Genomic DNA, 12700 nt, shown 5'->3' with positions numbered 1-12700 from the left:
TTAAGCACCTACCTCAGCGGCAAATTTGTCGGCCGAGATCTTTTCCTCGTCCTTATATTGCCGAAGCCTCGTCATAAACTCGTTCCAGTTGACACCCCAGCCGTCAAACTCCGGGCCGTCGCAGCAGGCGAAACGGATCTCGCCGTTGACAGTTACCCGGCAGCCGCCGCACATACCAGTACCGTCGATCATAATCGGGTTCAGGGACACCCAGCAGGGAATATTCAGCTCTTTGGCCTTCATCGAGGCGAACTTCATCATGATGGACGGACCGATCGCCCAGCAGTAGTCAACCTTTTCTCCTCTCTGGGCCAGCATGTCCATCGCGGTCGTCACGACGCCCTTGATCCCTTCGGAGCCGTCGTCAGTGGTGATCAGCAACTCGTCCGAGTACTTGGCGCACTCGTCCTTCATGATGACGAGGTTTGAAGTGCGTCCGCCGAGGATGGTAATTGTCTTGTTTCCAGCTTCCTTCAAAGCCTTCAGGATCGGATATAGGGCAGCAATGCCCACGCCGCCGCCGATCATCAGCACAGTGCCGTAGTTTTCAATTTCGCTGGGCCGTCCGAGGGGGCCCAGGATATCATGAATCGAATCGCCGACCTCGAGATGAGCCAGCTGGTTCGTCGTCTTCCCGACCACTTGGAAAATCATCCGAATACGCCCGCCCTCTCGGTCGTAATCCGCAATCGTCAGTGGTATGCGTTCGCCTGTCTCCGTCGGGCAGAGCACGCAGAACTGTCCTGCACGGCCGTTTCTGGCAATGCGAGGAGCGTCAATCCAGATATCAAACTCGTTGTGCATGATCGCCTTTTTTTCCAAGATCTTAAACATGCAGCATCCCCCTAATTTGATATTCCAATATGTTCATCGATTCACAAAGAGCCGACAAAAAAAGAACCCCCGCGAACATACTTGTGTGTATTATACAGTCTTCTGGGAACAAATGCCATCTTTTTACGTATTGATGCAAAAGTGAGCCTTGGCCGCCTGACCTTTCGGTTTCGTCCTCGTCTTTCATCCCCAATTCAAAGTCAGAACGAAACATAAAAGCGGAGAAGGACCTCAAGAGAGTCCCTCTTGAAGCCCTTCTACCGATTTCTTCCGAAGTTGGTTGCCCGTTTCTCCAAGGTCATCCCGCCGAAGTTGACACACGTGACGCCAAAGGTCGTCCTCTGTCAAAGTTTCCAAAGCGTGCTGGACGTTGCTCTTTAGCGAAGGGAACGTCTCCTCAAGTTTCCGAACTAACTCTTTCGTCCTCGCCCGCTCGGTGTCGGAAGAAAAAGGACAGGTGTAGGACAGGTGAAAACGGGTCAGGCCAAGACGCTCGTTTTCAAGGCGAACCTGCCGCTCCGTCAAGTAGACTAACGGCCGAATGACCCACACTTGACTTCGGTCCTGATACAGGCGGGGCAAATACGCCCGAAACCTTCCGCCCCGAAAGAGGTTCATCAGAACCGTTTCAACCGTATCGTCCAAATGATGGCCCAGAGCGACCGAGTTGCAGCCTAACTGGCGCGCCGTGCCGTCCAGGATTCCCCGGCGAATGTTGGCGCAGAAGCTGCAGGGCGATCGCTCGTTCCGCCCTTCGATGGCGCTAACAACCGGAAACGTAACGACCTGGTAGGGCACATCGAGCATGTCGCACAGCGCGGCCATCGGCCGGGTATCCCAGTTGCCGTCGGTCATATCCACTGTCAGAGCCTGAAGCGTAAATTTGACGGGGCTCCACCGTTTCATACAGGCCAAGGCGTAGAGAAGAAGAGAGCTGTCTTTGCCGCCAGAAAGCCCGACGGCAATACGGTCGCCGGGGTGAATCAAGTCAAACCGGTAGATGGCGCGGCCAATCAGCCGCCTGATACGCCGGCTGATTTCAGGCAGTTCTCCGGCCCGATCGGCTTTATCGTCCATGCAGATCACGCTCCGATAAATGGTCGTCCGTAAATTGCAGACGCTTGTTCTCCTTGAAGAACTGAATAATGGTACAATAGGGCGAATCCATGACGGAAGGGGTAAAACGCGTGAGATTTTTTGTCGACGGCGTCGAGTGGTCCAGCGAGGGCACGCCTCTCAGCCGAGCCGAGCTTCTTCAGGCTTTAAGAGATGAACTCGCATGGGACGGCCGCGTCATTTTAGAGATGATTTCAGACGGTGAAGCCCTGAGCGAAGAGGACCTTTTGACGGTTCCAGACGATATTGACGTCGACGTGACCACGGCGTCCGAGTACGGCGTCGGGATCGCAGTTCTCTCTGAGCTAAAAAAAGACTTAAACGTTCAAACGGAGAAGCAGAGCGTCGGAGTCTCCTCAGAAAATGAGATGGCTGAGTGCTTGGAGTTTGCCCGCCAAGCGCTCGAGATGGTCGTTCAGACCTACCCGGAATGCGACGTCGATACCGACGAGTACGAAAAGGTCCTTTCACTCGCCGCAGACCTAAAAAGCCGTCTGTCGTCTGACGTTTCCAGCGAAGAGTTCCGAGGCGACTGGGAGACTTTCTCATCGGCGACCCAGCAGTTCGCGGACGACCTGATCAACGACCTGAAAGCGTCTGAGGAGTTCAGCGACGACGAAGACGAGTGCGGGTGCGAGCACGAAGGCGGCTGTTGCTGCTGTGAGTCCTGCTGCGGCGGCCATGCCGGCGGGGAGGACGCCAGATGAGTCTCAAGCGAGGTCTGATCATCTTCCTGCTGCTCACGATGGGAGTCAGCGCGGTCGTTATCTGGTCAAGCCTTGACAAAAAGGCTCTTGACGTCATTTCGTCGGCAGATTGGAGAATTGTCTCGTTTGCCCTGCTGGCCGTCTTCGCCTCTTGGGGGTGCGACGCCGGGCGGTTCTGTCTCGTTGCCCGCTCGATGGGCTACAAGATAACGTTCGGCCGGGGGCTGCTCCTGACGTGGCTTTTATATTTCGGCTGCGCGGTAACGCCGATGCAAGTCGGCGGCGGCCCGTTTCAGGTGTTCGTCCTTTATAAAAGAGACGGCGTGCCTGTCGGCAGCGGCGTGGCGATCACGCTGATTCGAACCTTGCTTTCCACGTTTATCCTGAGCATTGCCGCCCCGTCGGCGATACTCTTGGCGCCGGAGCTGCTTCACGGACACAAGGCTGTGGTCGGCGTGTTCATCTACGTCCTTCTGCTGTCGGTTGTGGTCTGGACCGTGTTTATCTTCAGCGTAGTACACCCTGAAACGCTGCGCCGGCTTATCGGTCGGTTTACCCTCTGGCTTCGGCGCTTCAAGCGGCTGAAACGCCTGCCGGTGCTGAAGATCTACCGTCGGCTGGGGCAGGAGATGGACAGTTACAGCTCGAACATTCGGCTCATGTTGGGCGCCGGACGGCGTTCCTTTTTCGGAGCGGTTTTGTTGTCTGTACTGCAGCTGATGGCTATTTTTTCCGTGCTACCGATTCTCATCTGCGCCTTGGGTCTGCCGGTCAACTACATTCAGGCCATCTCAGCTCAGGCGATGTTCATGTTCATTCTGTACTTCATCCCCACACCCGGCGCCAGCGGCGTGGCAGAAGGCGGCGGGGCGGCGCTCTTCGGGCTGCTCGTCCCTTGGAACCTTGCCGGCGTTACGGCAATCTTCTGGCGTTTTATGACCGAGTACATTTCGATTTTCCTCGGCTGTCTTGTGGCCATCAAGCTGATCGGCTGGGGACAGGCCGAAAAGCTCATTGAAGGAGATGACGGCGATGAGTCCGAGCGAAACGACGCGGCCTGATCTGGCCCGGCTGAGAGCCCTAACGTTTCAGTACCGCGGGGCCATCTGGACCCTTCTGTTCGTCCTGATTCTTCTGCTCGCCAAGCCTTCGGTCTGCCGCGCTTGGACCGGCGGCGTTCTGGTCGTCTTGGGACAGCTGCTCAGAATCTGGGGGGCCGGCTGCATTCGCCTTTACCGGGGCGAAAAGGTGAAGGCCGTTCAGCTGACCACGTGGGGACCGTACAGCATCGTCCGAAACCCGCTCTACGTGGCCAACGGCATCATGGGCCTCGGCTGGGCCCTGATGGCCGGCTGGGCGGCGGTGGTCGTTTTCCTCGCGGCGTTCGTCGGCGTGTACGTCCTGCTGATCGTCCCGCACGAGGAACTTTTCCTCAAAGCCCGCTTTGGGGCTCAATACGACGCTTACTGCAAAAAAGTCAAAGCGTTTATTCCCCGTCTGCCAAGCCTTCAGGAGCTCAGCGGGCCTTGGTCGTTTGACGTTATCGGGACGAGCGAGATTCACACGATGATTTCTACGGTGATCGCGACTGTTCTGATCCTGTCACGCCTGTATTGGTAATCACGGAGGTCTCCAGCTATGACATTGAGCATTGAACACTGTCTTTTAGCGCCTTCCGGTTCGGTCGTGCTGTCAAGCCCGCTGGGGAATTGGTGGATGGAATGGTGCGACCGCGGAGTACTGGCAACTTGCGCGACAACGGCCCGAGAGAATAACCATTTTGTGCCCGACTGGCTGAGCGATGCGTGGAACGCGGTCTGGAACGGCGAAGACGTGCACCTGACGCTCTGCACGCCTCGGCCTCTCTCTCCTTTTTTCAGCCGAGTCTACGGGGCGATCATTCGTCTCCTTCCGGAACCCGGCGCGACCGCTACCCCGCAGGAGATCGTTCAAAGCTGCGGCCTGAGCGGCAGCGTCTCATCGGTGGTCAAGGCGCTGCGGCAAAACCCGTGGCCTCTTTTTCTGCCCTGCCACCGGGTCGTCACGCCTTCAAGTCAGGCTCAAAGCGGTCCGTTAGAGCGAATCAGCGCTCAACTGCGGTCGTATGAGCAGTCACTTCGCCAGATGAGCAGCGGCATTGCCGATAAGTTCACGTCTGCAAAGGCTTGGGTGCTTCAGAGCTTCTTTCCTTCCAAAGAGAGCGAGACTCCTAACGAATAAAAAACGGCTGTCAGGGCATTGATCCTGACAGCCGTTTTTTATTTTTCAATTGGCAGGTTCGTAGGCTCGGGAAGACGGAGCGTCATGCCGTCACAAGCCGCGCAGACGAGACACTGAGGGGTAGAGAGGGCCTGCGCTAAGTTTTCCGGCCCAGCGTCTAAAATCCCGTTGCCCATGTGGGTCATCACCAGCCTGCTGACGTGGCTTAACGCCATCAGTTCCGGCAAGTCCGGCACGGAAAGGTGCTGAATCCACCTGACTTTTTCCATCAGCGTCACGTCGGCGATCAGGGTGTGACACCCTCGATAAAACTCCGCCAGCTCAGGGAAGTAGCACGTGTCGCTTAAAATCCCCCAATCGGCGAAGTAGGGCGACGAAAAACGAAGGCCCCGGCATTCGACGCCGTGGTGACGGAGCAGTACCGTGCTGACAGTGATGCTTCCAATCTCCAGCGGTCCGTCGGCCCAGAGGTGAATCCGGGCGAGTTTGGAGCGAAGGTAGCTGAATAAGATCGGTTCCGGCCCCGTGACAGCGTCAACAGGCAGGGCAACGAGTCCGCAGGGCTTTCGGTTGCCGGTTACCATCGCTTCTGTCAGAGCGTTTAGGTCGCTGCTGTGATCCAAGTGCCGGTGGGTCAAAAGCACCCCTTCGAGGCGTCTATCTTTCATCAATCCCAGCCGACAGGCCTGAACCAACGCGCCGGGCCCCGGATCGATTGAAAAATCCCCCTCCGGCAGCCTGATCCACATGCCGCCGGACGCGCGCCTCTGGGTGACCATGACAAACCGCGTTCCCGCGGTCCCCAAGAACGTTATTTCCCCGGGCGGCTCGACAACCGGACGCTCCTCCGGCTTTGGCCAGCTTGAAACCCTCTGTGCGAGTTCCTCCGGCGGCGTCATCGAAACAGCGGCAGCAGGGCCTTAAACTCCGGAGTGCCTGCCTCCTGAAGAAGCCGATAGGCGACCGTCACAAGGGGCAGAGTTGGAATACCTAACGCGCGAAGATTTGCCGCGGCCAGCTGTCCGTCTTCGAGGCGCTGGCAGGAGCAGCAGTCCATGACAACCGTTACGCCATACCCAAGCCGTTTCAGGTCGACCGCCGTCATGTACACGCAGATGTGAGTTTCTACTCCGGCCAGAATGACGTTTTTCCGCCCGCTTTTCTCCAACAGGGCCATAAAAGGCTCCGAATCAGCGCAGGAAAAACATTTTTTCTCCACTCGGGGCGATTCTCGGACCTCGCCGAGCAACAGCGCGTCTGTGCCTCCTAACTTTGCCGGATTCTGCTCGGTCAAAACGCAGGGGACGCCCAGCGTCCGAGAAACGGTGGCTAAATCAGACGCGCGTTTCAGGATAGTTTCTCCGTCCGGAATCGCCCCTAAAAGGCGAGCCTGAAGGTCAATAAAAACGGTCAGAGCGTTCGACCGCGTCAGTCGATCTGTCACAGTAACCCCTCCTTACGTAGGCCAATGAAATTCATGAAGAAACACCCGTCAGACCTCACCGTTGATAAAGCGTCAGCGGCGGGAGCGGCGGCGGTTTCTCATGTGCGCCTGCAGATCCTTGGACGTGTTTTCCAAGTGTTCTGCCAGAGCCGCGACCGCTTCCTCGACGTCTCCTTTTATTGCCGCTTGGAGAATCCGCCGGTGCTGTTTTTCCGACTCGTCCCTCATGCTGTCCAAGTGAACGCGGATATACCGGTCAACCTGCCGCCTCAGCGTAGCCAACGTGTCCATCGTCATCGGCCGATCGGCCGGCTCGTACAGCGACGCGTGAAATTGGGCGTTCAGGTCCCGCCATACCACCACGTCCGGCTCGGCCTCCATCGTCTGCAAAAGCCGTTCTTCGTCGTCCAACAGGCGCTTAGTCAGAAGAGGGAACGCCAAGCGGAACACGCCGCACTCAATCCAAGTGATCATATCGTAAATTTCCCGCGCCTCGGCCAAAGACAGCCCCGTCACGACAGCGCCGCGGCGGCCTTGGAATCGGACGAGCCCTTCGCTCTCCAGCTGTTTGAGAGCCTCGCGCAGCGGGATAGGGCTCACGCCCAGCTGATCTGCCAGCTGGCTTTGATGGAGCTGCTCGTTCTCCTGTATCAGACCTCGGTAAATGGCGTCCCTCAGGGTATTCGCGATAGCGTACGAACGCCCCTGAGAGGCTTCCGAGTCGCTGAAAAGCTCATGAAACGACATCCTATGATCACCTCTGACAGCCTGAGGAGCACGTCCGGATTTTAAAATATACGATAGGCCGATAGATTATATTATTTTGACAGCCATTTGGCCGGGACTATACTAAATTATACGTGAAAAAAATATATGGGGGTGGCAACTGTGAAGAGAGTCATCGTCGTCGGATCTCTTGGACAGATCGGCACAGAGTTGGTTAAAAAACTCCGGGGCCGTCTTGGCCCCGATGCCGTCATGGCGACGGACATTCGGGCTGACGAATCTGGCGTTTTGGGCGATGGACCGTTTCAGCAGCTCGACGCGCGGGACGCGCAGGGATATGCCGACCTAGTGGGCTCGTTTGCGCCCGATACGATTATGCATCTGGCAGGCCTTCTGTCCGCGACGGCAGAGAAGAAGCCCCAACTGGCTTGGGCTATCAATATCGGCGGTCTGTACAACGCGCTGGAAGTCGCGCGGGAAAAGGGCTGCGCCGTGTTTTTCCCAAGCTCCATCGCGGCGTTTGGCCCGAACACGCCGCACGACAAAACGCCACAGGACACGATTCAGCGTCCCAACACCATTTACGGCGTGACGAAGGTCTCCGGCGAGCTTTTGTGCGAATACTACCACAAGAAGTGGGGCGTCGATACCCGCGGCGTCCGCTTCCCCGGGCTGATCTCCTGGCAGACGCTTCCTGGCGGCGGGACGACCGACTACGCCGTTGACATCTATTACAGCGCCGTTCAGAAAGGAGCCTATTCGTCCTTTATCGCGGCGGGAACCTACATGGACATGATGTACATGCCCGATGCTATCGACGGGGTGATTCAGCTCATGGAAGCTAATCCGTCCCGGCTGATTCACCGCTGCTGCTTTAACATCACGGCGATGAGTTTTGACCCCGAAGAGGTCGCCGCGTCCATTCGCAAGAAAATGCCGTCGTTTAAGCTCAGCTACGACGTCGACCCGGTACGCCAGAGCATTGCCGAAAGCTGGCCGAACTCGATCGATGACACGGCCGCCCGTCAGGAGTGGGACTGGAACCCCAAGTTCGACCTCGACGCGATGACCGACGACATGCTGGCCAACCTGAAACGGAAATTAGCCTGACAAGGCGAAAGGAGATCTTACAGATGAAACGTCTGGAATCAGTACTTGCCGCTGATCTGGAGCGCCTATCTGCCGAGGGGCGCCGCAAGGGAAGAGAAGAGATCATCGTCGGGACGAAGCCGGCGTCCGGGAAGTTCGGCCCTCGGTTCTTCCTGAAGGGACACGGCTCAAAAGAGTTTATCCGCTTGAACTCCAACTCGTACTTGGGGCTCTCCTTCCGGCCTGAGCTGCTGGCGGCGGAAGAGAAGGCCAGCCGGGAGTTCGGCGTCGGCCCCGGAGCCTGCCGGTTCATCAGCGGAACGCAGGCACCCCATCGTGACCTTGAGAAGAAACTGGCCGCCTTCCACGGCCGCGAGGACGCCATCATCTTCAGCGCCGCTTATACAACCGTCGGCGGCGTCATCACGTCCCTCGTGAGCCCTGAAACGGCCGTCATCAGCGACGAGCTGAATCACAACAGCATCATCAACGCCATTCGGCTTTCCCGCCCGCAGGTCAAGTTCGTGTATTCCCACAACAACATGGAAGACCTGAAGGCGAAAATCGCCGAGGCCGTCAAGTCCGGCGCCAAACGGCTCATCGTCGTCACAGACGGCGTGTTCAGCATGAGAGGTGACTACGCGCCTTTGAAAGAGCTCGTTCAGATCGTCCACAGCGCCGATGACTCGTTCCCAGAGAACGCCATCGTCATCATGGACGACAGCCACGGCGTGGGCGCGTACGGACCGACCGGCCGTGGGACCGAGGAGATCTGCGGTGCGAAGGTAGACGTGCTCATCGGAACGCTTGGCAAAGCCTACGGCGTCAACGGCGGCTACGCCTGCTCGTCAAAAACCGTGATCACCTATTTGAAGGAACACGCGGCCATGTACATCTACTCGAACCCGATTTCCGCCGGCGAAGCGGCGGCCGTCGCGGCGTCCCTCGACATTCTCCAGAGCGACGAGGGCAAAAAGATTCTGGCTCACTTGTCCGCGGTGACCAAACGGTTTGAGGACGGCCTAAAGAAGCTGGGATATGAGACGATTGAGGGCCCGCACCCGGTGACGCCGATGGTGCTTCGCGACACCGCCAAGACCCGGGCCATGGTGGCGCACCTGCTGGAAGGCGGCGTTTTGGCGACTGGCATGACCTTCCCTGTGGTGCCAAAGGGCGCAGAAGAAATTCGCTTCCAGATCAACGCGGATCACACCGAAGCTGATATCGACAAGGTTCTGGAAGTCATCGCCTCGTTTCCCAAGTAGCGGTCCGGCGCGTTCCTGAAAAGGGCATTGCATTTCCTCGCCGGGTGGGCTACAATGCTTACGACCTGTTACTAGGATCATCCCGCAGTGGATGTTCTTGGTTACTGGATTCCCATTCGAGAGGTGTCATAGATGCTCGACAAGAACGTGAAGCAGGATATCATTTCCAATTACCGGGTGCACGCCACAGACACAGGTTCTCCGGAAGTTCAGGTAGCAGTCCTCACTCAGAGGATTCGTGATCTGACGGAGCACCTGAAGGTTCACGTGCACGACTACCATTCAAAGCGTGGCCTTCTTACCCTGGTCGGCAAGCGTCGCAAACTGCTGCGGTACCTGAGAGACAAAGACTTCAACCGCTACAAGACGCTTATCGAGAGCCTAGGGCTGCGCCACTGATCAGACGAATCGGTACTTTCTCTCGGCGAGGACAGTGTTCACTGTCCTCGCTTTTGTGTTATTCTAAACTCGCGAAAAAATCGAAAAGAAGAGAATTGAGGAGGAAATCCGCATGGAGAAAACGTATTCATTGACAGTCGGCGGGCAAGAGTTGCAGTTCACAACAGGGAAAGTGGCCAAACAGGCCAACGGAGCCATTTGGGCCCGCGTGGGCGACACAGTCGTCCTGACGACCGCCTGCATGACCGATAAGCCACGAGTGGGGCTGGACTTTTTCCCTCTGCTCGTTGACTTTGAGGAGCGCTATTACTCGGCCGGCAAAATCCCCGGAGGCTTCATCAAGCGCGAAGGGCGCCCGTCTCAGACTGCCATTCTGAGCGCTCGGGTTATCGACCGGTCGATTCGGTCGCTGTTTGAGGACTGGATGCGTCACGACGTTCACGTCGTCACAACCGTCCTTTCAGTCGACCAGAAAAACACGCCCAACATCTTGGCAATTAACGCCGCGTCCGCCGCTCTGTGCATTTCAGATATCCCGTGGAACGGCCCGGTCGGCGCAGTCCGCATGGGCTACGTGAACGGCCAGCTGGTCGTGAACCCGACAGAAGATCAGATGCCCGAAAGCTCTCTCGACCTGACCGTCGCCGGACACGCCGACGGAATTACCATGGTCGAGGCGGGGGCCCACGAAGTGCCGGAAGCGCTCCTTATTGACGCCTTGGGCGTTGCGCAGGAGGAAATCCGCAAGATCTGCCAGTTCCAGCTCAAGATGCGGGAGGAAATCGGCCTGCCCAAGCGGGAGCTTCCTCACACTGAGGTCATCGAACCCATCGACAAGTGGGTCGCCGACAACCTGCAGGATGAAGTCGCCGTCGCCGTGATGATTCACGACAAGAAGGAGCGCGGCGCGGCGATCAGCGCGCTGGTTGACAAGGCTGTGGAGCACTTCGCCGTCGAGTACCCGGACAGCGCAGTCTACATTTCAGGCGTCGTCGAAGGCTGGGTCAAGAAGAAGATGCGCTACATCACGGCCCATCAGAAGGTCCGGGCCGACGGTCGGGCGACCGACCAAATTCGTCCGATCTCTTGCGAAATCGGCCTGCTGCCCCGCGTCCACGGCTCGGCGCTTTTCACCCGCGGCGAGACCATGTCGCTGGCTACGGCCACGTTGGGCATGCTGGGCGAAGACGACCAGATGATGGACGGGTTGAAGCACAACGAGCCCAACAAGCGGTTCTTGCTCCACTACAACTTCCCGCCGTTCTCGGTCGGTGAAGTCCGGCCCATGCGCGGCCCAGGCCGCCGCGAAATCGGCCACGGCGCTCTGGCTGAACGGGCATTGGCCCCGATTATCCCGAGCGAAGAGGACTTTCCCTATGTGGTTCGCGTCGTCTCGGACATTCTGGAGTCCAACGGCTCGAGCTCCCAGGCGTCCATCTGCGGCGGCAGCCTCGCGCTGATGGCCGCCGGCGTGCCGGTCAAGTGCCACGTCGCCGGAATCGCCATGGGGCTCATCAAAGAGGGAGACGACGTCGTCATCCTCACGGACATTCAAGGCTTGGAAGACCACTACGGCGACATGGACTTTAAAGTCGCCGGAACCCGCGAAGGTGTCACAGCCCTGCAGATGGACAACAAGGCCGGCGGCATCACGAAGGAAATTCTCACACAGGCCCTTGGGCAGGCGCGTAAGGCCCGCATGGAGATCCTCGACAAGATGGAAGCCTGCATCGCAGCTCCTGTCGAGCTGTCCCAGTACGCGCCCCGCATTTTCACCATGCAGATCGACGTTGAAAAAATCCGTGACGTTATCGGTACCGGCGGAAAGGTGATCCGCAACATCGTGGCCGAAAGCGGCGCCAAGGTCAACGTGGAAGACGACGGCACAATTTACATTTCATCGACCGAACCGGAGGCAGTGAAAAAGGCCGAAAAGATGATCACCGACATCGTGCGCGACGTCGTTGCCGGTGAGGCATTTTTCGGCCGCGTGACACGGCTCATGTCGTTCGGCGCGTTCGTCGAAGTGCTGCCCGGCAAGGAAGGACTTCTTCACGTCAGCGAGGTCAGCACCCGACACATCGACAAGATTGAAAGCGTCTTCGCTCCCGGCGATCAGGTCATGGTGATGGTCAAGGAAATCGACGATCAGAACCGGATCAACCTGTCCCGCCGCCGGCTGCTGGCTGACCCGGAGCTGATCAAGTCCGCCGGCTTGGAAGAATACCTGCCCATGGAAGAGGAGCGGGACAAACAGATTGAAGCCCTCCCGCCGTCCGCTCCCAGAGAGCGGAGTGAACGGCCCCCGTTCCGCCGGAACGATTCGGGTGACCGCCCCCGCCGGGACGGCGACAGGGACAGACGCGGCCCACGTCGTCACTGATGACGCTGAAAATTTTTGTCCGCCGGCTCTGCCCTGAAATTCCGCTACCCGCCTACGCGACAAAAGACTCGGCGGGCATGGACCTTCGGGCGGCGTCGGACGTTCAAATACTTCCCGGCAGGACTGCCCTCGTGCCAACAGGCCTAGCGGTCGCCCTGCCGCCCGGGTACGAAGCCCAAATACGACCCCGCAGCGGCTTAGCCGCACGCTACGGCATATCAATTCCCAACGCTCCGGGAACCATTGACAGTGACTATCGGGGCGAAATATCAGTGATCTTGATCAACTTAGGATCCCAGCCTTTTGACGTTCACCGGGGCGACCGAATCGCCCAGATGGTGATCGCTCCGGTCGTTCAGGCCGTATGGGAAGAAGTCGAAACGCTGGACGAAACGGACCGAGGCGACGGCGGATTCGGCCACACCCAGATCCGCTAGCACGTTCAACTTTAATTACATCTAATGGGGTGATTCCCGTGACTGTACGATATCAAGGACCAGACGGAAAAAGCTACGAA

The 12700-nt window shown here is 58.0% G+C and carries 14 protein-coding genes; 9 read left to right on the top strand and 5 right to left on the bottom strand.

Translation table 11 applies throughout. From position 1 onward, the window contains the following. Positions 1-834, bottom strand: a complete 834-nt coding sequence (locus JONANDRAFT_RS03770; protein WP_008521083.1) for a sulfide/dihydroorotate dehydrogenase-like FAD/NAD-binding protein — start codon at positions 832-834, stop codon at positions 1-3. 231 nt (positions 835-1065) lie between these two features. Next, the gene (locus tag JONANDRAFT_RS03765; protein ID WP_008521080.1) at positions 1066-1911 is read right to left on the bottom strand and encodes a tRNA 2-thiocytidine biosynthesis TtcA family protein; all 846 of its coding nucleotides are present in this window, start codon (positions 1909-1911) and stop codon (positions 1066-1068) included. Positions 1912-2021: 110 nt separating this feature from the next. Between JONANDRAFT_RS03765 and JONANDRAFT_RS03760 the strand changes: the two genes are divergently transcribed. The 4 genes from JONANDRAFT_RS03760 to JONANDRAFT_RS03745 are packed head-to-tail and all read left to right on the top strand — an operon-like array spanning position 2022 to position 4877. Further along, positions 2022-2657 carry a hypothetical protein gene (locus JONANDRAFT_RS03760; RefSeq protein WP_231286734.1) on the top strand — a complete coding sequence of 212 codons (636 nt, stop codon included), beginning with the start codon at positions 2022-2024 and terminating at the stop codon, positions 2655-2657. After that, entirely contained in the window at positions 2654-3718 is a 1065-nt protein-coding gene (locus JONANDRAFT_RS03755; protein ID WP_008521077.1) for a lysylphosphatidylglycerol synthase transmembrane domain-containing protein, read from the top strand. The genes JONANDRAFT_RS03760 and JONANDRAFT_RS03755 overlap by 4 nt, the downstream gene beginning before the upstream one ends. After that, positions 3690-4277, top strand: coding sequence for a methyltransferase family protein (locus JONANDRAFT_RS03750; protein ID WP_008522831.1), 588 nt, complete (start codon positions 3690-3692; stop codon positions 4275-4277). Before JONANDRAFT_RS03755 ends, JONANDRAFT_RS03750 begins: the two co-directional genes overlap by 29 nt. Before the next feature lie 18 nt (positions 4278-4295). Continuing rightward, entirely contained in the window at positions 4296-4877 is a 582-nt protein-coding gene (locus JONANDRAFT_RS03745) for an MGMT family protein (RefSeq protein ID WP_008522829.1), read from the top strand. 38 nt (positions 4878-4915) lie between these two features. Here the strand turns inward: JONANDRAFT_RS03745 and JONANDRAFT_RS03740 are convergent, their stop codons facing one another. From JONANDRAFT_RS03740 to JONANDRAFT_RS03730, 3 genes are all read right to left on the bottom strand, one after another. Beyond that, on the bottom strand, positions 4916-5776 hold the full coding sequence (locus JONANDRAFT_RS03740; RefSeq protein WP_008521071.1) for an MBL fold metallo-hydrolase: 861 nt from the start codon (positions 5774-5776) through the stop codon (positions 4916-4918). Then, a complete protein-coding gene (locus JONANDRAFT_RS03735; RefSeq protein WP_008521069.1) occupies positions 5773-6321 on the bottom strand; it encodes an isochorismatase family protein in 549 nt (182 codons plus the stop codon). The genes JONANDRAFT_RS03740 and JONANDRAFT_RS03735 overlap by 4 nt, the downstream gene beginning before the upstream one ends. A 72-nt stretch (positions 6322-6393) precedes the next feature. Continuing rightward, positions 6394-7068: a GntR family transcriptional regulator gene (locus tag JONANDRAFT_RS03730; protein ID WP_008521068.1), complete on the bottom strand. Its 675-nt coding sequence runs from the start codon at positions 7066-7068 to the stop codon at positions 6394-6396. A 141-nt stretch (positions 7069-7209) separates the two neighbouring features. Here JONANDRAFT_RS03730 and JONANDRAFT_RS03725 point away from each other — a divergent pair, with 141 nt between their 5' ends. The 5 genes from JONANDRAFT_RS03725 to dut all read left to right on the top strand — a co-directional run bounded on the left by JONANDRAFT_RS03725 (position 7210) and on the right by dut (position 12620). Further along, positions 7210-8157 carry an NAD-dependent epimerase/dehydratase family protein gene (locus JONANDRAFT_RS03725; protein WP_008522827.1) on the top strand — a complete coding sequence of 316 codons (948 nt, stop codon included), beginning with the start codon at positions 7210-7212 and terminating at the stop codon, positions 8155-8157. 23 nt (positions 8158-8180) lie between these two features. Continuing rightward, entirely contained in the window at positions 8181-9401 is a 1221-nt protein-coding gene (locus tag JONANDRAFT_RS03720; RefSeq protein WP_008521064.1) for an aminotransferase class I/II-fold pyridoxal phosphate-dependent enzyme, read from the top strand. Between the two features lie 132 nt (positions 9402-9533). Further along, positions 9534-9800, top strand: a complete 267-nt coding sequence (rpsO, locus tag JONANDRAFT_RS03715; RefSeq protein ID WP_008521063.1) for a 30S ribosomal protein S15 — start codon at positions 9534-9536, stop codon at positions 9798-9800. A 112-nt stretch (positions 9801-9912) separates the two neighbouring features. Continuing rightward, on the top strand, positions 9913-12183 hold the full coding sequence (locus JONANDRAFT_RS03710) for a polyribonucleotide nucleotidyltransferase (protein WP_008521062.1): 2271 nt from the start codon (positions 9913-9915) through the stop codon (positions 12181-12183). Further along, positions 12183-12620: a dUTP diphosphatase gene (gene dut, locus JONANDRAFT_RS03705; protein ID WP_008521061.1), complete on the top strand. Its 438-nt coding sequence runs from the start codon at positions 12183-12185 to the stop codon at positions 12618-12620. Before JONANDRAFT_RS03710 ends, dut begins: the two co-directional genes overlap by 1 nt. Positions 12621-12700 lie beyond the last annotated feature (80 nt).

The sequence above is a fragment of the Jonquetella anthropi DSM 22815 genome (genome assembly GCF_000237805.1).
Lineage (GTDB): Bacteria > Synergistota > Synergistia > Synergistales > Dethiosulfovibrionaceae > Jonquetella > Jonquetella anthropi.
This window is presented reverse-complemented; position numbering and strand designations above follow the sequence as displayed.

Excerpts from the sequence above, each read along its gene's own strand:
- JONANDRAFT_RS03750 (WP_008522831.1), top strand. The coding sequence starts at position 3,690 with ATGAGTCCGAGCGAAACGACGCGGCCTGATCTGGCCCGGCTGAGAGCC.
- JONANDRAFT_RS03755 (WP_008521077.1), top strand. The coding sequence starts at position 2,654 with ATGAGTCTCAAGCGAGGTCTGATCATCTTCCTGCTGCTCACGATGGGA.
- JONANDRAFT_RS03770 (WP_008521083.1), bottom strand. The coding sequence starts at position 834 with ATGTTTAAGATCTTGGAAAAAAAGGCGATCATGCACAACGAGTTTGAT.
- JONANDRAFT_RS03710 (WP_008521062.1), top strand. The coding sequence starts at position 9,913 with ATGGAGAAAACGTATTCATTGACAGTCGGCGGGCAAGAGTTGCAGTTC.
- dut (WP_008521061.1), top strand. The coding sequence starts at position 12,183 with ATGACGCTGAAAATTTTTGTCCGCCGGCTCTGCCCTGAAATTCCGCTA.
- JONANDRAFT_RS03720 (WP_008521064.1), top strand. The coding sequence starts at position 8,181 with ATGAAACGTCTGGAATCAGTACTTGCCGCTGATCTGGAGCGCCTATCT.
- rpsO (WP_008521063.1), top strand. The coding sequence starts at position 9,534 with ATGCTCGACAAGAACGTGAAGCAGGATATCATTTCCAATTACCGGGTG.
- JONANDRAFT_RS03740 (WP_008521071.1), bottom strand. The coding sequence starts at position 5,776 with ATGACGCCGCCGGAGGAACTCGCACAGAGGGTTTCAAGCTGGCCAAAG.
- JONANDRAFT_RS03745 (WP_008522829.1), top strand. The coding sequence starts at position 4,296 with ATGACATTGAGCATTGAACACTGTCTTTTAGCGCCTTCCGGTTCGGTC.
- JONANDRAFT_RS03730 (WP_008521068.1), bottom strand. The coding sequence starts at position 7,068 with ATGTCGTTTCATGAGCTTTTCAGCGACTCGGAAGCCTCTCAGGGGCGT.
- JONANDRAFT_RS03765 (WP_008521080.1), bottom strand. The coding sequence starts at position 1,911 with ATGGACGATAAAGCCGATCGGGCCGGAGAACTGCCTGAAATCAGCCGG.